Raw genomic sequence first — 22,587 nt, forward strand, 5'->3', positions numbered from 1 at the left:
CTTTTAATGTTATTTTTTGAGCATAAAAGGCACAGAATTCGCGAAATCATCTAATATTTTTTCATCCTGATTTTTCTCTTGCCACTTCAATGTACGGCAATCGACATATTCACAATAGCCTGCTTCACCGTATTCTTCTCTTGAATTGATCTTAATTTGATATTTGAAACTGCCTACATAACCTGCAGCTAGTCCAAATTTAAAATCCCCGCGACTTTGTGCCTGTACCTGAATGATCTCCCCTCGCTTGCTTTGATAGTGCCATTCAAATTCCCGAGGCAAATAAATTGCTTGACCATTGGGGGTAATCACTTTGGGATATACACGGTGAACTTTAAATTGCACACCCTCATCAAAAAGTTCGATTTGTTCGACTTGGGCATATTTTAGATAAATCCGAGATTGCACAATTCGATTGAAACTGTCCCTCGTTTGTGCCAATAGCAGTTGATCACCATTATTGAGTTGAATAATTTGATAGGTAAAAAATGCAAGTGGCAGATAAGGAAACTGAATGGCTCGGGCAAATTCAAATACCCCGTATTGGGAAATTTTAAATTTTTGCTCTTTGTAAACAATTGAACCTTCACAAAAGCATCGGGTCGACCAGTGTTCTGCTAGCCCCATCCGCATCTTATTAAAATAATTTACCTGTGAAGTGCTATGCAGCGAAAGCTGGCAACTTAATTCACTATCTTCTCGTTGTATTTCTAAATTGGGTAAATTTCCCAACACCTGTTCTTGACTGGAAAACTGTAAGAGCCCCTTAGAAAAAATACAGTCTTGTGACATGGCGTAGCTATGTAACTGTCCAACCATATGTGGACTGCTACTACATAAAATGGTTGCGGTATCTATGGCATGAGTTTGCAGCGCACTTTCATTGCGTAGCATCGGTGCATGTGCAGCACCCATTAAGCCAATGAAATTAAAGTAATGTAATGGTGCAGGAAGATTGGGCAAGATCACGCCAAAGTAGACAAATTTATATTGACGCGTAGGAACATGAAAGTTTAAGCGTGACTTTTTGGGAGCCAGATTCAATTGTTTGGATCGATCTAAAAAATCTTGGAACAATTGCATCGTCTAGCTCCTCATCACGCTTAGTCCATGCTTAGCTCACACTTTGTTTGCGAGCAAGGAAAGTCGTAACAAAACCAGAAAGTGCATAAATGATTGAAATCACTAAAATGCCGACTGGAATATTGTACGTCATGGCAGCAAGGATAAATACCGCAATTGGTAATACTGCAAACGGCACACGTTTACGGTCTACACTCTTAAATGAATAATATTTAATATTAGAAATCATCAACAATCCGACTGCCACAATAATGATCGCATTGACAATCTGGATACCCAACTCGTTTAAATCGAAGATATTCGGAAAATCACGTCCGACCCAAACCATGGAAATAATCATGACCGCAGCCAATGGACTGGCTACCCCAATGAAATAACGCTTGTCTACCACACCAATTTGTACATTAAAGCGTGCCAAACGAAAGGCTGCACAAGCGGTATAGACAAAACAGCAGGCTAAACCAATACGCCCTAAGTCATGCAAACTCCAGCTATACATAAGAATAGCTGGAGCAACACCAAACGCCAGCATGTCAGACAGCGAATCAAACTGTTCGCCAAAAGCACTTTGCGCACCAATGGCACGTGCTACGCGACCATCCAAACCATCAAACAAGGCCGCGAGGAAAATTGCATAAATGGCTTGCGTAAATTCACCATTCATACTGGCAATAATTGAGTAAAAACCCGAAAGCAATGCGGCTGTGGTAATTAAATTCGGCCACAGATAGATACCACGACGTTTGACTTTCTGCCCTTCTTGCGTGTGCTCCTCTTCCACAACTTCGAAGGTAATCCCATCGTAGTCATGCTCTGGCGCATTTAACTCGCGTTCAGGTTTAGAGCTATTTGTCATTGTTTTATATCCTAATCTGCAACCTAATTTTTTACTGTCTATTCGCGATTATTCGCCAACCAACCAGCGTACTGCGGCATGTCCACCATTTTCTTGCATACGTAAATGCGGGAACAACCATTGTAAAGCTTCATCAGCATCTTCAGAGAACTTCCAAGGTGGATTGATCACCAACAGACCACAACCGTTTAAACCGACTGGGGTATCATCAGGCCATACACATACTTCGCAGACCAACTGACGGCGAATGCCTGTCTTAAACATTTTCTTTTCAAAACGTTCAATCATGGCGCGGTCTTTGATTGGATACCAAACTGCAAACACACCTGTCGGCCATTTTTTATAAGCTGCAACCAACAACTCCACCAATTGCGGGAAGTCTTTACGTTCAAGCTCATATGGCGGATCAATCATGACCAAGCCACGCTTTTCCTTCGGTGGAATCACACCATGTAAGCCTTCATAGGCATCGCGCTCATGCAGTCCCGCACGCTTGTCATGAATGTTATGACGTAATTGCTGAAACACATCACGTTGCATTTCAAAAATGGTCGCTTTATCCGTTTCACGCATTCCTTCTAGCGCAAACCACGGTGAACCTGGGTAAGCACCCTTACCGAAATTGCCACGCATTTTTTCAACAATTTTTAAATATTGCTGAACCCCTTCAGGCGCAGTACGTTTAACCGAATCATCCAGTTTTACTAAACGGTGAATACCATTTAAAAATTCACCTGATTTTTGTGCTTCTGAAGAAGATAAATCGTATTTACCCGCACCACCATGCGTATCAACATAGCGATATGGTTTATCTTTTGCATTGAGTCGAGTCAAAAGCTGTAGCAATAATACATGCTTCATGACGTCGGCAAAGTTGCCTGCATGGAAATGGTGACGGTAATTCATTTCTGTTTAATTCCTAAAATCAATGGGTATTTTAGCATGAAAAATAGTTTCATTCCGATGCTTATGTTGTTCTAGAATAAAGCGGTACTGTTTTCTTGTTTTGAGTTGTGCTTTTATGCTTGCTTCCAAGCTTCCCGCATCATGGAATATTGATCAAGTCCTGAATGATCTTGATCAACAGGGTTTTGCACTGATTGATCAGGCCTATCCAGCCGAATATGTCAACGATTTAGTCAAAGAATGCACCTCACATTTAGATCAATTTCGTGAAGCCGCAATTCAAAATGGGGTCGTCAGTAAAATTCGTAGCGACCATATTCTCTGGATTCATCCAGAATTGTCTGTCGCACAACAACATGTGGATACGTTGTCCTTGTTGTCAGAGCAACTGAACCAAGCATTCTACTTCGGCATTCGTGAAGTTGAGGCACATTTTGCTTGCTATCATGCAGGTGAGTTTTATGCGCTGCATCGTGACAATCCGCAGAAGAAAAATGACCGTGTCATCTCCGTGGTTTACTATTTACATGAGGCTTGGCAGGACGACTGGGGTGGTCAGCTTCGACTTCAAGACAAGCATGGCGAATGGCATCTGATTAATCCTCAACCCAATCGCATTGCCCTGTTTCAAAGTGATTTGCTGCACGAAGTGATTGAAGCCAAACAGCAACGTCTTTCGATTACCGCTTGGTTAAGAAGTGGTAACTCAATTTGGTAAACCTTTAAATTTTGCCGAATGACCGCATATAAGCCACTTAACTGAAGAGGACAGTACTGATGCTGAAAGATGCCAAGCAAATTATTGCGCGAATTGGTGAGACTGACCAAATGTATTTGGAAGGTAATACCCCAGAGTTAGCGTTAGAACGTGCGGACCTGCGTTTAGCATTGGTGACTATAAGCCGCGTACGTCAGGAACAACTGCATTTCTTGCAAGAAGCGATTGTGCTGCTCGAGCAAGGGCGGATTGAATTTGAGGAAATGCCGCTACTTACTTATTTAAATTTATCTTTGCATTTAGCCAAAGCTTATATGTTGTACTTTGAAATCACCAAAGAACAGCGTTTTGCCCTCATTACCCAGCAGATTTTAAAACCGCTGACTGTACATGAGCATGGTGATGTGTATTTCTTCCTTGCCTATGCTAGTGCTTGCAAAAATGAAGATGCCATGAGCCGCCATTGGTTAAAAAAATATAGCCAGACCGCTGAATTTGATTCGTTCTTATTACATCAGCATCCAGCATTTGAGGCGTACCGTGAAACTTTATGGTTTGTACAGCTCACACAGCAGAATTTGCATTAAGACACCACACAAGTAAAAAGCGCCGCAATCGGCGCTTTTTTTCTATATACATTGGGCAATTACTTTAATGGCGGAATAGCACATTAAGCGGTTTGTAACTTATAAGCATCCATATGTAGTTGTTGATTCAGTTCATCAATCCAGATTGCCCAATCGTCATCTTGTACCAAATGGCTAATCAAAAAATCACGTTGTGACTTATTCCAAAACGGCGCTTCATGCAAAGACAAATGTGCAGGGAGTTGATGTGTACGGACATACAGCTCGATGGCTGCCATACTGTTTGCCAAACCTAATTGTGAAAACAGTAGTTCTAAGGATGGATGGTTTGTCATAGTTTTCCCTACCCCTTATCAATTCATCTGTAATTTATTATTTACTTAACTTATAAGAAATACACAGACAAAAAAAGAGGCTGTAGCGACTTTGTTGTAGTTTTTTGTGTACTACGCCAAAGCCCTACAGCCTGTATTAACCACTAATATTCATGGTTCCCGTATCTTCATGTAGCTGCTCATTTAGGGTATCAATCACGATTGCCCATTCATCATCTTTGTCCCAATGACTGTGCAAAAATTCACGCTGTGCATCGCTCCAAAAACTGGCTTGATGCAGCTCGACATCAGCACCTAGTTGATGCTCACGGATAAATTGATCGATATCGCTTTCGCTGGCGTTTAAACCGAGCTGTTCAAATAGCAATTCTAGGGTGGGTTGTACATCAAACATCATTCTGCCCTCGCGTCCTTGTTCTCTTTTCAAGGTAACGGAATGACAGAATAAAATCATTCTGTATATTTTTTCAGCATGTTATTTTTTGTTGGTTCTCTTCAGCCATAAAAAAGCACCCCGAAATGGAGTGCTTTTTTAACTTAATCTAAGAAGATTAAATTAGTTCACCATGTCAGCAACTGCTGCACGTTCTTCTTCTAACTCGTTTAGAGTGAAGTTGATACGCTCACGGCTGAATTCGTCAATTTCTAAACCTTGAACGATTTTGTATTCACCGTTTTCAGTTGTTACAGGGAAACCGAACATTACGCCTTCAGGAATACCATAAGAACCGTCAGAAGGGATACCCATAGTTACCCATTTGCCGTTTGTGCCAAGCGCCCAGTCACGCATATGGTCGATTGCAGCGTTTGCAGCAGAAGCAGCAGAAGAAAGACCACGCGCTTCGATGATTGCAGCACCACGCTTACCAACTGTTGGAAGGAATACGTCTTTGTTCCAAGCAGCATCGTTGATTTTGTCTTTTAAGCTTTCGCCGTTTACAGTTGCAAAACGGTAGTCAGCATACATTGTTGGAGAGTGGTTACCCCAAACAGTCATGTTTTCGATGTCAGAAACTGCAACACCCGCTTTTTGAGCAAGTTGAGTTAACGCACGGTTGTGGTCAAGACGTAACATTGCAGTGAAGTTTTTCGCTGGAAGATCTGGAGCAGATTTCATTGCGATGTAAGCGTTAGTGTTTGCAGGGTTACCTACAACCAACACTTTAACGTCACGGCTAGCAACTTCGTTCAGTGCTTGACCTTGACCAATAAAGATTTCGCCGTTCACTTTTAACAAGTCAGCACGTTCCATACCAGGACCACGTGGACGTGAACCAACCAATAACGCGTAGTCAGCATCTTTGAATGCAACTTTAGGATCATCAGTACCGATCATGCCAGCCAATAATGGGAAAGCACAGTCATCTAATTCCATCATTACGCCTTTAAGCGCAGCTTGAGCTTTCTCAAATGGAACTTCTAACAATTGCAAAATAACGGGTTGGTCTTTACCAAGCATTTCACCGCTAGCGATACGGAATAATAAGCTGTAACCGATTTGACCAGCTGCGCCAGTAACGGCAACGCGAACAGGTTGCTTCATGTAATTATCTCCAATTGAGGATCGTTAATATGATTAAACGGGTCTGTCCGTTTTCATCGAATTATCATAAACGGCAAAGATTGTACTCCAATCCTCAAGGATATGCATAAAAAAGAGCGTCAATTTCAACAAAAGTCTGATAGGAAATATAAATCGCCAGTCACAAAAAAATTAATATGAGCCTTTAATGGTGATCTGACTCGGGCAATTGCTGACGACTGCAGTCGAGCATTGTTTATACTGCCCATTGGTTTTGTAGCAGATATTGACTTTGGTCAAGAAGTTTTCACCGCGATAGCTTTGACAACCCAACTGAATGCCTGTGCTTGGCAAACTCGGATTCAGGCGTAAAAACTGAAGCTTAATATGATTTTGCGGCAAGGTCCGCGTTTCAGGGCTGGACAATTCTGCTGGGATTTTTAAACGTTCTGCATAATTGATGATGGTGCGGAAATATTGACTCGCCCCCATCGGCACACAGCCCCCAATCGATTGCCAAAGCTGCACCCGCGAATTCTCGTCGGGCATCACTCGTGCCACCACTTTGGCTTGCAACGGAGAAAGTGCGGCTGAAGTTGAGGTATCACAATCTCGCTCGGTTGTGACAGGCAACAATCCCACAATATTCAGTGAATAGCCTTCCAGACACTTGCGTTTCTTGCTGCGTTGACTATCCATCATGCATGCCGCAGGGGTCATTTGAATTTCCATGACATAGCCCTGCGTGGCAGCAGAAGAGCCTGCCGAGGTTGTGAGTGAACAGACAGACAAGCCCAACCCACTCAGTGTGAGCAGGGTACCTTTCAAGTATGTCTGTTCAACAGCATCAAGCCACATCAAGATTAAACCTTTAAGTGCTTATACAATAGTTTTAAGGCGTAGCACGATAAGGAATCACTTGCATGCGATTTCCAATCGACTGCGCCCCCTGCCCCAATAAAACACCATAATGCGTGGCATTGGTCATGACCTGTTTCACATAGTCACGCGTTTCACTCAACGGGATGGTTTCCGTATATTGGTCTGCCGCTAATGGACGGTCATCAGGCTGCCAACGGCGCGCACGGTTGGGCCCTGCGTTATAACCCGCGGTTGCCAATACTGGATTACTGCTTAACTGCCCATTGATCATCGACAGATAAAACGTCCCATAGCGAATATTGGTATTCATGTCCGACAAAGCGGCTGGATTATAGGTTTCACCCATTTGCTTGGCAACCAGTCTCGCGGTATCTGGCATGATTTGCATTAAACCGCCCGCCCCGACATGCGAACGTGCGCTGGAGACAAAGCGACTTTCCTGACGCATTAACCCATAGGCCCACGCAGGATCTATGCCTGCATTCTGACTATGGCTGACCACATAACTCTGATGTGGCATGGCATAACGGTAAGCATAGTTATGCTTATTTTCAGTACGGTCTGCGGCATAAATAGCACGATCATACCAACCCATATCGGTGGCACGCTTGGCTGCGGCGAGCAACAAGCCATCATCATGTTTGAGATAAGCTTGACGCACGGCCCAGTTCCATTCGCGATTCACATAACTATCAGGTGCATTGACATTGCGTAAGGTAAATGCACGATTAAAATGAATATCTTGACTTAAACGCTGGTTGTCACTGTTACTTGGCTGCACATTAGAAGGAATAGAGCTATAGCGCTGCCCCACATGATCTTTCGCCAATAAATTATGATACTGATCCCCTTGCGCCAGTTTACGGAAAATATCCTGCGCAGCACGTTTGGCACTGGCATCATTACGCTGCTCATAAGCACGAGCCAGCCAGTACTGCCAACGGTCTTCTTGCTTTTGATTGACACTCATGGCATCAATCGCACGAATTAGACTTTCCCACGCACTAAAGCGAATGGCTTGACGGGCATAAATTTCCGCTTCTTCAGGACTAAATGGCAGGCCATAACTGGCATCAAAATTGTTCAGGACTTCACGTTTAAAATTATTCTTCATCACCGTGGTACCGCCGATATAACCGACAGCACGATATAAGGCTTTCTGTACCGCTTCAGGAGTCCCTTGTGCCGTCCGCTGCACCGACGAAATCGCAGCGTCCAAATCGCTATCCGCCATACGCCCCATGGCAAAAATCAGATAGGCTTGATCTTCCACGCTGGCTTTTGGTGCAGACCAGACATAATTCAGCGGATCTGCCTGAATCTGGTTCAATTGAGACAGACTCAAATTTAAACCGAGCGTCTGTGCCGTAGCGACTGCTTGCCCCGATTGTCCTGCACGCAACAACACCCATAAACGTTGTTGCTTGTCCTGCTCCGTCATTAACGGACTAGACAGCATTTGACGCGCTAAACCTGTACAGGATTCAGGTTGTGAGTTGGTGGTCAACCAGACATCTTTATATTCGGCAAAAACCAATGGATCACCTGTTTTGGCACGCACTTGAGCAACCGCACAACTTTCCGCCTGATCAGGATTGGTCACATAAGGCAAGACTGGTTGCGCACTGCTAAAGTCAGCCTGTTTAACTTTTTCTTCCACATAGTCCGCCGCTAATTTTTCGGCCATCGCCGATTGCGGATAGCGTCTCGCAAAATTGATAATATTATTGGCAGGCTGGAAGCCTAAATTGGCATTCAGACTCCAATATTCTGGGTAGTAGCCCAAAACATCACTCTGCATAGACATTTGATATTGTTGTAATAATTCCGTATTGCCTGAATTGGCTGCTTGCAATGCATCGTTAAACTGTTCATCTGCCGCATAGGCATGACCAAAGATGCCGACTGAAGCCACACTCCATGCAAGTACGTGATAATAATTTTTCTTATGTAACCACTGATTTAACATATGTGCGCCTTCATCCTTTATTTTACCTAGCCGACCCAATCTCAATGCAAACACGCTATTCAAGCCGCTAGTGTAGAATATTCTCTAGCCACGCTGTTGTTGTGTTGTGTAACCTTCTGATAAGGCAATATTAATTTTCAAACATTTTTACTTCATAAATCAATATTTTTGCTTCGAAATTTAAAGCTGACCGTTTTTCTGTAAATCCTGCTAAAATATGCGCCTTCATTAAATTCTCTCGTGTTTTCTCTCTGTTTCTCCGCTCGCGGATGTTCATCGAACACTTGCCAGCCCAAACCATGCAGAGGACACGTTTCTCCGTTTTACCCTGTTAGGAGCCTACATGACGGTTCAAACCTTCATCCCGAATGGTGCCAACGCTGCTTCAGAAAACACTGTTACCCAGCCACAGCACACCCCAGCCGACGGTTCAGTTAAAAAACTGTATATCGAAACGCAAGGGTGTCAGATGAATGAGTATGACAGTCACCGTATGGCAGATTTACTTGGCGATTCACATGGTTACGTGCTCACCCAAGATCCGAAAGAAGCCGACATTCTACTGATGAATACCTGCTCGATTCGTGAAAAAGCACAAGAAAAAGTGTTCTCTGAATTGGGTCGCTGGCGCAAACTGAAAGACAAAAACCCAGACCTGATTATTGGTGTGGGTGGATGTGTCGCCTCTCAAGAAGGTGACAACATTCAGAAGCGTGCCAATTATGTGGATATGATTTTTGGTCCGCAAACCTTGCACCGTTTGCCACAAATGCTGGATCAACATTTCGAACAGATTGAAAAACCAAAGAAAGAAAAAATCAAACTGGTGGATATTTCGTTCCCAGACATTGAGAAGTTTGATTTCTTGCCTGAACCACGTGTAGAAGGCTACAAAGCTTTCGTTTCGATTATGGAAGGCTGTTCTAAGTACTGTTCATTCTGTGTCGTGCCTTACACGCGCGGTGAAGAAGTTTCTCGTCCCCTCGATGACGTGTTGGCCGAAATTGCCACGCTGGCAGAAAAAGGCGTACGTGAAATCAGTCTGTTAGGTCAGAACGTAAATGGTTACCGTGGCGAGACCTTTGAAGGCAATATCTGTACTTTTGCAGACTTATTACGCCTTGTGGCTGAAATCCCGGGTATTGGTCGCTTACGTTACACGACCTCTCACCCGCTTGAATTTAATGATGATTTAATTCAATGCTACCGTGATTTACCACAAATGGTTTCACATCTGCATTTACCTGTGCAAAGCGGTTCGAATGATGTGTTACAAGGCATGAAGCGTAACCACACTATTGACGTGTATATCGACAAAATTGCCAAGTTACGCAAAGTGCGTCCAGACATGCATTTATCTTCAGATTTTATTATCGGCTTCCCTGGCGAAACCGATGAAAACTTTGAAGAAACTTATCAGTTTATTCAAGACATGGATTTCGATCATTCTTACAGCTTTGTCTATTCAAAACGCCCAGGAACACCTGCGGCTGAATTACCAGACAACACGCCTGAAGATGTAAAAAAAGATCGCCTAGCCAAAGTTCAACACTGGATTAAGCAATCAAGTATCCGTAAGACCGATGCCATGCTCGGCACCATTCAACGTGTCTTGATTGAAAAAGTTTCCGACAAAGATCCAAATGTTTTGATGGGTACTGCAGACAATACACGTTTTGTGACATTTATTGGGGATGCAGCATGGGTCGGACGTTTCGCGGAGATTGAGATCACTGAAATTAAAACTTTAAATTTAGTTTATGGTGAACTCTTGAATCTTGAGCCTGACGTGGCGTAATGTAAGCGTATAGACTCAAGCTACCATAAAGGAACTCACTTGACTGCAGCGATTCGACGTACAGTAACTTTTCCTGGTATTTCAATGGAGCGTTTAAAAAGCATGCTCGGTGCTTATAACGGTCACTTGAAACAAATCGAACAACGTCTAGATGTCCAAATTTCCCATCGAGGTGATTATTTCTACATCGATGGGGAGATTGATGCAGTCGAGAGAGCCGAGACACTCTTGCAACGTCTGCATGAAGAAGCTGAAACCTCGCAACAAATTACTGCCGACGTCATCCACATGATGATTCAAGGCAGTCAGACTGACCGTGAAATTCAAGCAGATTTTTCTGATAATGAGCACACGGGTTTGGAAGATGTCTATCTGCAAACCCGTAAAGGTCGTATTAATCCACGTGGTGCAAACCAACGCCGCTATGTTCAGCGGATTCTACAAAGCGATATTTCCTTTGGTATTGGTCCTGCGGGGACAGGTAAAACCTATCTTGCCGTAGCTGCCGCAGTCGACATGTTAGAACGTAATGAAATCCAACGGATTTTATTGGTCCGTCCTGCAGTCGAAGCGGGTGAAAAACTAGGCTTCCTGCCTGGTGATTTAAGCCAGAAAATCGATCCTTACTTACGCCCTTTGTACGATGCCTTGTATGAAATGCTCGGTTTTGAAAAAGTGGCGAAATTGATTGAACGTCAAGTGATTGAAGTTGCACCGCTGGCTTATATGCGTGGTCGTACTTTAAATCACTCTTTCGTGATTCTGGATGAAGCGCAAAACACCACGCCTGAACAAATGAAGATGTTCCTAACCCGTTTAGGCTTTGGTTCACGTGCCGTAATTACCGGTGACATCACGCAGGTCGATTTACCACGAGGTCAGCAGTCTGGTCTTGCACACACTCTTCGTGTGATTGAAAACATTAAAGAAATTCACATTACCCGCTTCCATTCACGTGATGTGGTTCGTCACCAACTGGTACAAAAAATCGTAGAAGCTTACGAAGGTTGGGACAGCGAACAACAACGCTTGAGTGCCGAAGCACGTGCAGAACGCAAAGCACGTCAAGAAGCGTTAATTGCCGAAAATGATGCCGCTGCGGATGCACAAGATTAACCGCCTTAAGGATTCATTTTGAAACTTAGCCTTTCCTTACAACAGGCGTTTCAGTCACCAGACTTGGTGCTGAAACGCGCCTATATCAAAAAAGTGGTTGAAACCAGCTTACGTCATATCGACACCCAAAGTGATTGCGAAATCGGGATTGCCTGTGTCGACAATGATGAAAGCCATAAACTCAATTTAGAATATCGCGGCAAAGATAAACCGACCAACGTGTTGTCTTTCCCGAGTGACCTGCCTGATGAAATGGCGCAGGTGCTGGCCTCATTTCCGATTGGTGACTTGGTGATTTGTATTCCTGTGGTGCTGCAAGAAGCGCTAGAGCAAAACAAGGCAGCACTGACACACTTCACCCATATGTTGGTACATGGCACCCTGCACCTCATGGGCTATGACCATGAAACTTCGGATGAAGATGCAGAAGAAATGGAAGCACTGGAAATTGAAATTTTAGCCAAACTGGGTTATGACAACCCCTATCTGGAACAAGATTAAATCTTAAAAATGCGAGCTTCGGCTCGCTTTTTTATGCCCAGAAACTTCACAACATTAAGCAAAAGGGACAAGCATGAATTACGTGGTGATTTTTAAAGCCAAAATCAAAGCACTGGATGAAGCCTATTTCAAAACTGCGCAAGCATTGCGAGAAAAGGCCTTAACCCAGTTTAATTGTCAAAAATTTGAAGCCATTTCCGAACAGGATTTTGAAATTGCCTTATCCTACTGGAATCACCTAACCGGCATTCAGGCATGGCATCGGGATGCGGAACATCAAGTTGCTCAGCAACTCGGGAAACAGCAATGGTATCAATCGTTTAGTGTGGAAATCTGCAAAATTGAACATCATTATGCCAGCACTGCCCAGATGCAATAACGCATAGCAGCCCAGACGAAAATTGATGCAACTACCTATACATCAACCCTCTAATCTCAGCAGCTAAAGTCAAATTGAGCGAAACTTATTCTCTTGAATTAATGCACTTCAAACTCGGCTTCCGCGGGGTCGAAACGCCATGTACGCACAATCCTTAATTCTGAAATATCCTTCATCTTGCTATCAAATGCAGTGAATGGCGCCGCTTTACGAACCGAAGCCTTGGCAGCTTCATCCAGTAAATCATGTCCTGAACTTTCAATTAAACGAATGGCACGAATCCCACCATTACGGTTCAGAATCACCATTAAGCGTACTTCACCCGCCATGCGTAGTTGCTTGGCTTGTTCTGGGTAATAACGATTGCCATAGAACTCGACTTTTTCTCTGAATTTTTCCAAATAGGTAGCCGAAATGTCCTGCTTGGCTTGAATACCATCCACAGTTTTAATTTTTTGTTGGCGGCTAAAATTTTGCTGACGTTGTAAATATTGTGCTTCTAGGCTTGCCACCATGGCTGCTTTGGCTTGGAATTGACTATTCAATTCTTCCATCGCCTTTTTACGACGATTTTGTTCTGCCTGTTTCTGCCAACTTAATGTAGTCATCAAGACTTTTTCTTCAAAATTCAGTTCACGCTTTTGTTGTGTTTTTTGCAGCGTTTCCATCTGTTTTTCACCCGCACTTTGCTCCAGCATCGGCACAGGCATATCACTGGACATACGGTGCGCTTCGCGGAAAGTGCCAGAACCTTGTTGATCTGCCTGTGCCAAAAAGTCGGCATGCTCAACTTTTTGTTCACTCGGACGTAAGGTCACCGCAATTTCTTTTACGGCAGCATCTTGTTGGGTCGGTGCAGCAAATTCAATGGCTAACACCAGAAGATGTACAATCAGGGCGACAACCACCGCCGTTGTAAAAATCGGATCTTTCCACCACGCACGCAATAATGGCGTATAATTTATTTTATTCAGGATCATAACTAAGCGACAAACTGCCTTCCCCACACTGCATATACAGTAAAATTTTGACTTGGTTGCTATTCTTTTGATAAAACCTGAAGTTCATCAATACAACAGAATCACTGCATTAAAATACTGAAAATGGTGCAATTAATTTTGCTAAACTGCAAGATTGATTTTCTGTAATTTTAAATACAATTCGGCAAAACTCATCATCAGCCAGTAGATTCACTTGCCAGGACGCTTCTATGCAAACGCTACTTTCCAATATTTCTAAACGGCTACATCAAGTGTACCAAAAAGCGGAAGGCTTTATTGAAGATGAGCGGGAATTTCCATTATCGCAAGTTTTTCTGAATGCCACCTTCCAACGCTTTGTTACTGACAATGTGAAGATGCTGAAAGATTTGCATGCCGATCTGCATGATGACTGGTTACGCCTATACGCGACTTTGGAATATCAAGGTATTTACACCACGCTCTCGGTTGACCTAAAACTGGTTCAGATGGAAATGAACAAAGACATCCAGCTGATCGTGTTTGAGCAAATCAGCGACACCCAAGTGATTGAAGCCAAATTTCAAAATGTCTTGCATAAAATCGGCTTTAACGCTGCCATCTTCTTTTATCAAAAGATCTTAAATAAAGATCCTTTGGGCATGATCTTAGAAAAACTCAATGTGATTAAAGTCAAAGATGATTTACTACATTTGGATCTGAATCGCTGGCTGGGCAAACAACGCTCCATCATTGACACGCTCAACAAAGTGCATGTCAATCATGCGGTTTTACGTGAAGCAGAATTGGTGGTGCTGGGGAATGTCAATTTAGCCGCATTGTTTGGCAAAATGACCGAAGACGAGATTGATGACTGGGCGCATGAAGGCATTCCTGACAACCAAGTCACCCCGATTAGACAAAAAGGGAAATAGGCAAAATACTCCCCTAAAACAGACATGAAAGTTAAAGAAAAAGGCTACAGGAAAGATACATTTTGCACAAAAATGCAGATTTTATCTTCATAATGCTTAGGCATAATAATTTTGTGTAATTTTAAGATACACTCACTTTTAAACTTCACAGGAACACGTTCACCAATGGCTAAAAATGTTTTAAAAACAATAGCAGTGACTACAGGTATTGCCTCTACATTGTTATTTACTGGCTTTTCCAGCCAAGCATTCGCCATGAGTCCATTCCAAGCAAGTTATCAATTTAACTACAATAGCAAAAACATGGGCTCGGCAACTCGTACCTTAAGCAAGTCTGGCAATAACTGGACCTATGTTTTTGCAGCCAAAGCTGGGGCTATTGCTTCTGCTTCTGAAACCAGCCGCTTTGGTTTTAATGCAGGCAAAATTAGCTCGAACAGCTTTAGCCGTACCAGCAAAATTTTGGTGCATAACAACACCATGAGCATTAACTTCAATCCAAGTACAAAAACCATCAACACCAAAAAAGACGACACAGCACGTTCTTTTGCATGGAAAGCTGGTGCTTTGGATGAACTTAATGCTGAATTACAAATTCGTGAAGATTTAAAAGGCGTCGGTATGAAATCAAGTTACTTGATTGCAGATGCCAAAGCAGTTGAAGCACGTCAGTTTGTGAAACAAGGTTCTGAGAAGGTTAAAACTTCATATGGCACCTTCGACACCATTAAAGTGGTGATGAAGCATGACAAACCAGGTCGTGATACCACCTTCTGGTTGGCACCAAAATTAGACTACCTGCCTGTAAAAGTGACTCATCAGGATGGTAAATCTTCATATGGTTTATTACTGACTGGGTATAAAGGACCCATGAATTAATCCATTTTGATGATTTTTACTTGATTTTTTTCAGGTGCTTTTTAAAATACGCTTTTGCTTGAAAAAGCACCTGCCCCCGAGGATTCTCCCGTGCACGCACTAGAACAGAAAATCTTAGCAGAAGGTATCGTTCTCTCTGATCAAGTTCTGAAAGTCGATTCTTTCTTAAACCACCAAATTGACCCAGTAATGATGCAACAAATTGGTCAAGAATTCGCGCGTCTGTTTAAAGATGCTGGAATCACCAAAATCATTACGATCGAAGCATCAGGCATTGCACCTGCAGTTATGGCTGGTTTAGAACTCGGCGTGCCTGTGATTTTTGCACGTAAATATCAATCTTTAACGTTAAAAGATGATTTATACCGTTCAAAAGTATTCTCCTTCACCAAACAGATTGAAAGCACGATTGCGATTTCGAATAAGCACATCAGCTCAACAGACAAGGTTTTGGTGATTGATGACTTCTTGGCGAATGGTCAAGCGGCGCTCGGTTTAGCAGATCTAATTCATCAGGCTCAAGCTGAAGTGGTCGGGATTGGTATTGTGATTGAAAAATCATTCCAACCTGGTCGTGCATTACTTTTGGAAAAAGGCTACCGTGTAGAATCACTGGCACGCGTGAAATCTTTAGCCAACGGTACCGTCGAATTTGAACGTGACTAAGCCACAATCGGTCACATAAAAGAGCGCTCTTGCGCTCTTTTTTATTGTGCATCATTCGGAAAATTGGGCGAAATATGTTCCCAGCAGTTTTATTATTTTCCTGAAAAATTCATAAAAAAAGCATACTATGGATGAGTATCCCTATTGAGCATATTTAAGCTTCAAAACAGCTTAATATCGCTCATTGAAAAATGAATCCCCCTATTCCTCTGAATAAAAAGACCACGCTACAGAGCATTGAATCTAGAGAACCTTGTGTCAATGAAGAACAAGAACATCGCCGAACGAATTTACACTCCCCACCAACTCTCCCAGTTGAATGAGAGTGACTGTATTCAACTTCCAATCAAGTTTATCCATGATTTAGCGCAAGCCGACAGTTTGCAGAGCCTGCTCGATAAAATTGCGTTCTGGATTTCTCGGGTGTTTCAGGCGGAACGGACCAGCATCACCTTGTATGATCAGCATAATTTTCTAAGACTGTATTCCATCTCGGGAAATCAGGCGATTCCTCTCAATTTTCAAATGCCAATTCAAAATACCTTTGTCGGGCGAGTGTTTAGTAGCACCACCTTACGCATTTGTGATGATGTTGCAAAATTTGAAGAATTAGACTGTCAAATGCTGGCACAACACGGCATGGGCTCATGCATGGATGCCCCGCTCATCCATAATGAAAAATGTTTGGGCACCTTGGAGCCACCTTCCATTACACCGAACAACAAGCCATCTTGCTGCAATGTCTCGCCAACTGGATTGCCTTGAACATTAAATTGCATTTACAAATTCAGGACATGCAGAAACTCACGGCGACGGATGAACTGACTGGTACTTTTAACCGGCGTAGCTTTATTCAGGAAAGCAACCAAAGCATGCTGTTATTTTTTAATGCCCAAACCCCATTTAGTATTGGTGTGCTGGATATTGACCATTTCAAAACCCTCAATGATTTTTATGGGCATCAAGCGGGTGATTATGTGCTGAAATGCATGACTGAAAATATTCAGGCCTATTTAGGTGAGCAAGATTTTCTGGCTCGCATCGGCGGTGAAGAGTTTGCGATTATTCTGCCTGCTCGCTCGAAAGAGGCAGTCAAACTGCTCAAACAAATTCGTGCAGCCATTGAAGCCATGAAACTGCCCTATCAGGAGGAAGTCATTTGCTTTACTGTCAGTATTGGGGTTGCAGAAGCACAGCCGACTGACGCCAGTGCCGAAGCCGTATTTAAACGTGCCGATAAAGCCTTATATCAAGCCAAACAAGCGGGACGCAACCGTGTTCACCTAGACCACACTCCACTCAAGAATTAATTCTTGATGTTTACCCTGCTTGACCTGCACTTCATATTTTATTCATGAAGCTGTGTTCTCGGGCGGATTTTTTACAACTCAGATAAACACAAGCTGACTCATTTTCGCTAGAATTTACTCTAGATTTACGTACTTAGCGAATATGTCCAAGTCAAAGCAGCACAAGGTTGTTCTGCTGAAGCGTATAATCCTTACCCCATTATGCTGTTTTGCTCTCTCCGCAATAACAGCACGCAAAGGCAAATCATCTATGGAAAATACGATTCTCTGTCCCAAATGTGGCTCAAGCGAAATTGAAAAACGCAATCATGATCAGCACCTGAAAAAAGCCAGTGGGATTTTGTTAGGCTCGGCAGGCGTTGCAGCAGGAACCGTTGGTGGTGCAGCAACTGGCGCATCTACAGGTGCCGCAATTGGTGCAGTCGCAGGACCCCTCGGTGTGATTGTCGGCGGGACAGTAGGCACATTTATTGGTGGCATCAGCGTCGGTATTACGGGCGGCTTTTTAGGCAATTATTTCGGCAAAAAAGCAGGCGTGGTCATTGATAAGAATATTTTCCTCGATTTCAGATGTTTAAAGTGCAAGCATCGCTTCAAAGCTCAAGTCGAAAAGTCATAACAGTCATCTTGCTATGACTCATCCAGTGAGGGTTCTTACCCTCACTTGGTTTAGAAAGCTCAGCCAAGTATCAATGCGCTTGTAATTGTTGCACTACGCTTGCTAAACGACGACCCTGTGCCTCACATAAAGTCTTCTCATCCTGACTGAGTTGCTGATCATGTCTTGGACCACTGACATGACTAACCCCATAAGGTGTGCCGCCTGTTTTGGTATTGGATAAAGCCGCATGCGCATTGGTTAAACCCATAATCATCATGCCGTGATGAAACAGCGGTGGCAGCATGGTCAGCAAGGTACTTTCCTGCCCGCCATGCATCGAACCCGATGCGGTAAACACACAAGCAGGCTTATCATGTAAGGCACCACTGAGCCACAAACTGGTGGTCTGATCCCAGAAATATTTCATTTCCGATGCCATGTTGCCAAAGCGGGTTGGTGAACCCAAAGCCAGTCCAGAGCAATACTGCAAATCTTCCAAAGTACAGTAAATATCACCTTCAGCAGGAATACTGGCTGCCGCTTCGGTCACCACCGTTGCCAAATTGGGCACTGTACGGATTTTTACTGCCATCCCTGTTGACTCGACCCCATTGGCAATTAAGTGTGCCATTTCTTTGATTGAGCCATATTTGCTGTAATATAAAACAAGGACATAAGGTTGCATGACGTTTATGATCTAAGCTAAAAATGAAAACTATACGGTATTTTTCCGACTTTTTGGTTAAGCTTGTGCTTGAAAAGTATATAAAATGATTAAGAATTGAGACTAGAAACGCATGATAGAAAAGTATTTAGTACGACTGCCTTTTTACAGCAAGACTTGGTTTCAGTTTGTTTTATTTGTCCTTCGACGTTTTGAAGCAGACCGATGCCGCGAACAGGCAGGCTCCCTCACCTATACCACGCTGTTTGCGGTCGTTCCCATGTTGACTGTTTTTTTAGTCATTATTTCTTCCATTAAAGCCCTCGAACCTGCACGGCAACAATTGCAGCAGTTGATTTATAGTAATTTCCTCCCTAAAACCACGATTGCCTTCGACAAAGTTCTGACTGCCTTTACTGATAAATCCAGCAACTTAACCGTCATTGGGGTTTTATTTCTATTCATTACCACCGTCATGATGCTGACAAGCATTGAAAATGTCTTTAACCGCATTTGGCGTGTCCGTGAAAAGCGCGGCGGAATGATTGGCTTTATGCGCTACTGGACCATTATTTCTTTAGGCCCGATTATCTTGGGCAGTGCTTTTGCCTTGTCATCCACCGTAGCGTCCATGAATCTGCTGAGCAGCCATTTGGCAGGTTATGAAGTCAATGGTGCCTTCCTGCTCTGGATCATCTCTTTTTCACTGTCGATTCTGGGTTTTTTTATTTTATATTGGACCATTCCCAACCGCAGCGTGCCTATTAAAGCCGCCATTTTTGCCGGTATATTCAGTGCGAGTGTATTTGAGTTACTCAAAAACTTGTTTGGTTACATCATGTCTAATTTCACCAGTTATGAAATTATTTATGGTGCCTTTGCCGCACTGCCAATTTTCCTGTTATGGATTTTTCTGTCGTGGAATATTGTATTGCTCGGAGTCGAAATCAGTTATGCACTCACTGCGTTTTATACAGGCAAGGAACAACGGCGCCACCCTGTAATTATGCTGCTGGATATCCTGCAACTTTTCCACATCAAGCAACAAAGTGGCGAAAGCATGTCCGATAAAGAAGCGCTAGATGTGTTAGGGCGTGAAGAAATTGGGCATTGGCCCAGCTATGTGCTATTGCTGGAACAACAAAATCTGGTCAAGCGTACCGATAACAATGAATACGTTTTGGTGCGTAATTTATCGCAAGTCGATTTCTGGAGTTTCTACAAACAACTACCCTACCCACTTCCACGTCGGGCAGATGTCAAGAATATTCATCCTGATGATCATGAGTGGATGCAGCGTATTGGACCAATGTTTGAAGAAGCGGATGACTACCTTTCTGCCAAACTTGCCCTGCCATTGGCCTGTATTTTTGAACAACGCTAAATCACTGCACTACAAGAGTTGAAAAGTCCTTTCAGCTCTTGCTCTGCCTCTGTGTCATACCTGCACACAATGTTCAGCCTTCGAATTCAGATCACATAAACGTATTTTTTGATTACGTAACTCTCTAAATTCTACGCTACAAATCGATCAAAAAAACAACTAAAATTATAGTTAGACCGAATGATAAAATCATCTAAAAACATGATTTAGAACAATAACATCCACAAGCAAGAATTTTTGTTTGCGTGATTCAATCGAGAATTCGCCATGACAGACAAAAAAGAAACCCCCACCATCATTATTGATGATGAGCAACCCGAACAAGAACGCTTTGAAAACTTGAAAGAAAAGCTGCGCTATCAACAGGCACTACGGGAAAATTCAAAGACCATTGATCACAAACAAGTCCGCTTGAATATTCAGGCCGATGCACTGCCGAGCAAAACTTTTTTCATTATGAATGCGCTGGCTGCCGTCATTGCCGCCTATGGTTTACTCAGTGACTCTACGGCTGTGGTGATTGGTGCCATGCTGGTTGCCATGATGCTTGGACCGATTGCGGGGATTTCTCTCGCCTTGATTGATAGCCGTTGGATGCTGCTGAAAACTGCCCTAAAAACGCTTACGCTGGGCATCATCATGATTTATGGGATTGGCTTCCTGATCGGACTCATTCATCCCAATATCGCCATTACCAATGAAATTATGGCACGTACCCATCCCAACTCTCTCGATTTAATGATTGCATTGGCGGGCGGTGCTGCGGGGGCTTTCGCTTCTGTTTCTCCGCGTTTATCAGTTGCTGTGGTGGGTGTGGCTGTTGCAACCGCCTTGGTTCCACCTTTGGTTGCCAGCGGTCTTTTATTATCCCGCGCTGAATTTTCTTTGTCTGCCAACGCGTTCTTGCTGACCTTTACCAATATTATTGCGATTCAAGTCAGCTCATCAATGGTGCTCTGGATCGCAGGCTTTAGACGTGGTTCGAATGAAGAGGTACAAAGCAAATACCTCGAATTTGCAAAACGCAATTGGCTCAGTTTAATTATCCTGGTTATCTTGGCGGTCTATCTGACCTTCAACTTAATTTATACCGTTCAAAATGAGCTATACAAATCTCGGGTCAGTGATCAACTGGGGCAAAAGCTCAATACTGAAACCAATATTATTGATACCGTTCAGTTCGACACACATCCAGAATTTACCCTAGCACGGGTGTTTATCCGTGGGGTTGAACCCCCATCAACCAGTCAAATTGATGAGCTCAATCGCACCCTCGGTCCTGACCGAAAAGGGCATCCGACCTATGTGCAGATTCGTTTTATCCCGATTCAAATTATTCAAACCCAACCCACCAAAATCGTGCCCTTAAATACAGCCGATACTGAAAAACCAAGCATTAAAATACTGAAAAAACAGGATGAATCATGACAAAAAATTTACTTCTAATTGCAACTTTAAGCAGTGGCCTTTTAATCAATTCAGCACTTCAAGCCTGCACTCGGGTGGTGTTTCATGGAGATGGACAAAACGTCATGACCGCTCGCTCCATGGACTGGAAAGTCGATGTTGGTACCAACCTGTGGATTATGCCAAAAAATATTGCACGCAGTGGTCTGGCAGGACCGCAATCCATCCACTGGACGGCAAAATATGGCAGCGTAGTCGCAACAGGCTATGATCTTTCCACCACCGATGGTGTCAATGAAAAAGGACTGACCGCCAATCTGCTCTGGCTGGTTGAATCACAATATCCTGAAGTTAAAAACAATAAAAAACCAACGATGAGCATTTCCCTCTGGGCGCAGTATGTTTTAGATAATTATGCGACCGTGAATGAAGCCATTCGAGCATTGGAGAAAGAGCCCTTTATTGTGATCACGGATAATGTGCCTGGGGAAAAACGCCTTGCAACCCTGCACCTATCGCTATCCGATGCTTCGGGCGATAGCGCGATTATTGAATACATTAATGGCAAACAAGTGATTCATCACAATGCCAAGTACCAAGTCATGACCAACTCACCCATTTTTGATCAGCAGTTGGCATTGAATCAATACTGGAAGCAGATTGGGGGAACCACCTTCTTACCGGGCACCAATCGTGCCTCGGATCGTTTTGCCCGTGCCTCGTTTTATATCAACGCCATTCCTAAAAATGCCAGCAGCAAACAAAGCCTTGCCAGTGTCTTTAGCGTGATTCGCAATGCCTCCGTTCCTTTCGGCCTAAATACAGAAGAAGAACCAAATATTTCATCAACACGCTGGCGCACGGTTGTTGACCACAAGAATTTGTTATACTTTTTTGAATCGGCAGTTTCACCCAATACGTTCTGGGTAGATTTAAAGAAAATCGATTTTAAAACTACGCCTTTCCAGAAACTCGACTTAGGTGCAGATCAAGCCAATGTCTATGCTGGGGATGCCACAACACACTTTAAGACAACGAAAGCATTTCAATTTTTAGGAACAGAATAGGCAAGATGCGGCAGATATTTTCCACTGCCCAAACGCATCTGCCAAACCTCTGAACGAATATAT

At 43.3% G+C, this 22,587-nt stretch carries 26 protein-coding genes; 15 read left to right on the plus strand and 11 right to left on the minus strand.

Translation table 11 applies throughout. The features are described 5' to 3' along the window. Positions 1–9: 9 nt before the first annotated feature. Genes ACWQ4X_RS08190 through ACWQ4X_RS08200 form a run of 3 tightly spaced genes read right to left on the minus strand, consistent with a single transcriptional unit; the run spans position 10 to position 2,845 of the window. On the minus strand, positions 10–1,083 hold the full coding sequence (locus tag ACWQ4X_RS08190; protein ID WP_457903304.1) for a DUF6670 family protein: 1,074 nt from the start codon (positions 1,081–1,083) through the stop codon (positions 10–12). Positions 1,084–1,114: 31 nt separating this feature from the next. Continuing rightward, positions 1,115–1,939, minus strand: coding sequence for a CDP-diacylglycerol--serine O-phosphatidyltransferase (gene pssA, locus ACWQ4X_RS08195; protein ID WP_457903305.1), 825 nt, complete (start codon positions 1,937–1,939; stop codon positions 1,115–1,117). A gap of 48 nt (positions 1,940–1,987) precedes the next feature. Further along, positions 1,988–2,845, minus strand: a complete 858-nt coding sequence (locus tag ACWQ4X_RS08200) for a 23S rRNA (adenine(2030)-N(6))-methyltransferase RlmJ (RefSeq protein ID WP_457903306.1) — start codon at positions 2,843–2,845, stop codon at positions 1,988–1,990. A gap of 115 nt (positions 2,846–2,960) precedes the next feature. On the opposite strand from ACWQ4X_RS08200, the gene ACWQ4X_RS08205 reads away from it, so the two are divergent. Together ACWQ4X_RS08205 and ACWQ4X_RS08210 are read left to right on the plus strand one after the other, a co-directional pair. Then, entirely contained in the window at positions 2,961–3,563 is a 603-nt protein-coding gene (locus ACWQ4X_RS08205; protein ID WP_100243269.1) for a 2OG-Fe(II) oxygenase, read from the plus strand. A gap of 59 nt (positions 3,564–3,622) precedes the next feature. Next, positions 3,623–4,150 carry a hypothetical protein gene (locus ACWQ4X_RS08210; protein WP_374531589.1) on the plus strand — a complete coding sequence of 176 codons (528 nt, stop codon included), beginning with the start codon at positions 3,623–3,625 and terminating at the stop codon, positions 4,148–4,150. Between the two features lie 83 nt (positions 4,151–4,233). Here the strand turns inward: ACWQ4X_RS08210 and ACWQ4X_RS08215 are convergent, their stop codons facing one another. The 5 genes from ACWQ4X_RS08215 to ACWQ4X_RS08235 all read right to left on the minus strand — a co-directional run bounded on the left by ACWQ4X_RS08215 (position 4,234) and on the right by ACWQ4X_RS08235 (position 8,858). After that, entirely contained in the window at positions 4,234–4,485 is a 252-nt protein-coding gene (locus tag ACWQ4X_RS08215; protein ID WP_100243267.1) for a DUF2789 family protein, read from the minus strand. Between the two features lie 136 nt (positions 4,486–4,621). Then, positions 4,622–4,879, minus strand: a complete 258-nt coding sequence (locus ACWQ4X_RS08220; protein WP_457903307.1) for a DUF2789 family protein — start codon at positions 4,877–4,879, stop codon at positions 4,622–4,624. Positions 4,880–5,041: 162 nt separating this feature from the next. Then, positions 5,042–6,028: a malate dehydrogenase gene (locus ACWQ4X_RS08225; protein ID WP_016168548.1), complete on the minus strand. Its 987-nt coding sequence runs from the start codon at positions 6,026–6,028 to the stop codon at positions 5,042–5,044. Positions 6,029–6,199: 171 nt separating this feature from the next. Further along, complete coding sequence (locus ACWQ4X_RS08230; RefSeq protein WP_457903366.1) at positions 6,200–6,865, minus strand: ribonuclease T2 family protein; 666 nt, start codon at positions 6,863–6,865, stop codon at positions 6,200–6,202. Between the two features lie 34 nt (positions 6,866–6,899). After that, positions 6,900–8,858 (minus strand): transglycosylase SLT domain-containing protein, encoded by a 1,959-nt coding sequence (locus tag ACWQ4X_RS08235; RefSeq protein WP_457903308.1) that lies wholly within the window; start codon positions 8,856–8,858, stop codon positions 6,900–6,902. A 343-nt stretch (positions 8,859–9,201) separates the two neighbouring features. On the opposite strand from ACWQ4X_RS08235, the gene miaB reads away from it, so the two are divergent. From miaB to ACWQ4X_RS08255, 4 genes are all read left to right on the plus strand, one after another. Beyond that, positions 9,202–10,656 carry a tRNA (N6-isopentenyl adenosine(37)-C2)-methylthiotransferase MiaB gene (gene miaB, locus ACWQ4X_RS08240; RefSeq protein WP_100243263.1) on the plus strand — a complete coding sequence of 485 codons (1,455 nt, stop codon included), beginning with the start codon at positions 9,202–9,204 and terminating at the stop codon, positions 10,654–10,656. Between the two features lie 39 nt (positions 10,657–10,695). Further along, a complete protein-coding gene (locus tag ACWQ4X_RS08245) occupies positions 10,696–11,772 on the plus strand; it encodes a PhoH family protein (RefSeq protein WP_100243262.1) in 1,077 nt (358 codons plus the stop codon). 18 nt (positions 11,773–11,790) lie between these two features. Further along, positions 11,791–12,273, plus strand: coding sequence for an rRNA maturation RNase YbeY (gene ybeY, locus ACWQ4X_RS08250; RefSeq protein ID WP_457903309.1), 483 nt, complete (start codon positions 11,791–11,793; stop codon positions 12,271–12,273). Between the two features lie 73 nt (positions 12,274–12,346). Continuing rightward, positions 12,347–12,652, plus strand: a complete 306-nt coding sequence (locus ACWQ4X_RS08255; RefSeq protein WP_457903310.1) for an antibiotic biosynthesis monooxygenase family protein — start codon at positions 12,347–12,349, stop codon at positions 12,650–12,652. Between the two features lie 98 nt (positions 12,653–12,750). Here ACWQ4X_RS08255 and ACWQ4X_RS08260 read toward each other — a convergent pair whose 3' ends face one another. Beyond that, positions 12,751–13,632: an energy transducer TonB gene (locus ACWQ4X_RS08260; protein WP_457903311.1), complete on the minus strand. Its 882-nt coding sequence runs from the start codon at positions 13,630–13,632 to the stop codon at positions 12,751–12,753. A gap of 230 nt (positions 13,633–13,862) precedes the next feature. Here ACWQ4X_RS08260 and ACWQ4X_RS08265 point away from each other — a divergent pair, with 230 nt between their 5' ends. Next, complete coding sequence (locus ACWQ4X_RS08265; protein ID WP_457903312.1) at positions 13,863–14,546, plus strand: hypothetical protein; 684 nt, start codon at positions 13,863–13,865, stop codon at positions 14,544–14,546. Positions 14,547–14,590: 44 nt separating this feature from the next. Here the strand turns inward: ACWQ4X_RS08265 and ACWQ4X_RS08270 are convergent, their stop codons facing one another. Next, the gene (locus ACWQ4X_RS08270; protein WP_457903376.1) at positions 14,591–14,803 is read right to left on the minus strand and encodes a hypothetical protein; all 213 of its coding nucleotides are present in this window, start codon (positions 14,801–14,803) and stop codon (positions 14,591–14,593) included. Here ACWQ4X_RS08270 and ACWQ4X_RS08275 point away from each other — a divergent pair. The 5 genes from ACWQ4X_RS08275 to ACWQ4X_RS08295 all read left to right on the plus strand — a co-directional run bounded on the left by ACWQ4X_RS08275 (position 14,712) and on the right by ACWQ4X_RS08295 (position 18,020). Then, positions 14,712–15,425 (plus strand): DUF3108 domain-containing protein, encoded by a 714-nt coding sequence (locus ACWQ4X_RS08275; protein ID WP_457903313.1) that lies wholly within the window; start codon positions 14,712–14,714, stop codon positions 15,423–15,425. The genes ACWQ4X_RS08270 and ACWQ4X_RS08275 overlap by 92 nt on opposite strands. 90 nt (positions 15,426–15,515) lie before the next feature. Then, complete coding sequence (locus ACWQ4X_RS08280) at positions 15,516–16,091, plus strand: xanthine phosphoribosyltransferase (RefSeq protein WP_131323948.1); 576 nt, start codon at positions 15,516–15,518, stop codon at positions 16,089–16,091. 261 nt (positions 16,092–16,352) lie between these two features. Further along, a complete protein-coding gene (locus tag ACWQ4X_RS08285; protein ID WP_457903367.1) occupies positions 16,353–16,856 on the plus strand; it encodes a GAF domain-containing protein in 504 nt (167 codons plus the stop codon). Next, positions 16,772–17,401, plus strand: coding sequence for a GGDEF domain-containing protein (locus tag ACWQ4X_RS08290; protein WP_457903314.1), 630 nt, complete (start codon positions 16,772–16,774; stop codon positions 17,399–17,401). The genes ACWQ4X_RS08285 and ACWQ4X_RS08290 overlap by 85 nt, the downstream gene beginning before the upstream one ends. Positions 17,402–17,651: 250 nt before the next feature. Continuing rightward, entirely contained in the window at positions 17,652–18,020 is a 369-nt protein-coding gene (locus ACWQ4X_RS08295; RefSeq protein ID WP_142767740.1) for a hypothetical protein, read from the plus strand. Positions 18,021–18,090: 70 nt separating this feature from the next. On the opposite strand, the gene wrbA is transcribed toward ACWQ4X_RS08295, so the two are convergent. After that, on the minus strand, positions 18,091–18,687 hold the full coding sequence (gene wrbA, locus ACWQ4X_RS08300) for an NAD(P)H:quinone oxidoreductase (protein WP_457903315.1): 597 nt from the start codon (positions 18,685–18,687) through the stop codon (positions 18,091–18,093). Positions 18,688–18,799: 112 nt separating this feature from the next. Here wrbA and ACWQ4X_RS08305 point away from each other — a divergent pair, with 112 nt between their 5' ends. From ACWQ4X_RS08305 to ACWQ4X_RS08315, 3 genes are all read left to right on the plus strand, one after another. Further along, positions 18,800–20,050 carry a YihY family inner membrane protein gene (locus ACWQ4X_RS08305; protein ID WP_100243252.1) on the plus strand — a complete coding sequence of 417 codons (1,251 nt, stop codon included), beginning with the start codon at positions 18,800–18,802 and terminating at the stop codon, positions 20,048–20,050. A gap of 267 nt (positions 20,051–20,317) precedes the next feature. Then, positions 20,318–21,478, plus strand: a complete 1,161-nt coding sequence (locus tag ACWQ4X_RS08310; protein WP_457903316.1) for a DUF389 domain-containing protein — start codon at positions 20,318–20,320, stop codon at positions 21,476–21,478. Continuing rightward, the gene (locus ACWQ4X_RS08315) at positions 21,475–22,524 is read left to right on the plus strand and encodes a linear amide C-N hydrolase (RefSeq protein WP_457903317.1); all 1,050 of its coding nucleotides are present in this window, start codon (positions 21,475–21,477) and stop codon (positions 22,522–22,524) included. The genes ACWQ4X_RS08310 and ACWQ4X_RS08315 overlap by 4 nt, the downstream gene beginning before the upstream one ends. Positions 22,525–22,587: the final 63 nt, after the last annotated feature.

This window comes from Acinetobacter sp. NigerLNRRAM0016, from assembly GCF_054112845.1.